Source organism: Neisseria sp. P0021.S007 (genome assembly GCF_051956855.1).
On the sequence record NZ_JBQCXA010000567.1, the window covers coordinates 1 to 674 of the forward strand.

Below are 674 nucleotides of genomic sequence, written 5' to 3' on the forward strand. Positions count from 1 at the left end.
GCCGTGCGCGCAGCGGCCATTTCCCATCAGACGCGCAAACCATCCGTCTTGAAAGCGACGAAAAACTGGTCAAAATCGTTACCATGCACGCGTCGAAAGGTTTGCAATATCCTTTGGTTTACTGCCCCTTCGCATGGGATACCAAAGACAATTCCAAAGAAAACTGGAAAATCCTGCATACTGACAACCACGAAACCGAGCTGCTGGCCAAATCGCAAACCTCAGAAGCAGAACTAAGCCACCTTGCCGACGAAAAGACGGCCGAAGATTTACGCCTACTTTATGTCGCCCTTACCCGCGCCGAAGAACAGCTCAATATCTACGCCGCCGCCAACAAAAACTGTACGCCAAACAATCCTTTTGCCTATCTGCTCGAAGGTTTGCCGGATGCCGGCCGCGAAAGCGTCAGCCAAAGCTATAAAAGCGCGACAGACGTTGTGGAAATGCTCAAAACCAACTGGCAACGCTTTATCACAAACACGCCTGAAAATACGGAGTTTGCATTCACGGAAGAAGCCCCGCCGGAAACCGTCTACCAATACAGCCGCCAGCAAGACCAAGCTTTTAGCGCACATAGCATCAAACGCCGCGATTTTGACTTTATCCGCCACACCAGCTTTACCGGTTTGAGCCGGCATACCAAGTCAACCGACGAACAACACGAGCCTTTGCAA

1 protein-coding gene is annotated in these 674 nt (G+C 51.2%); it reads left to right on the forward strand.

What is annotated here, in order from left to right; genetic code table 11:
- On the forward strand, positions 1–674 hold a 674-nt coding region (locus tag ACTHUR_RS14665; RefSeq protein ID WP_440399320.1), incomplete at both ends, for a 3'-5' exonuclease.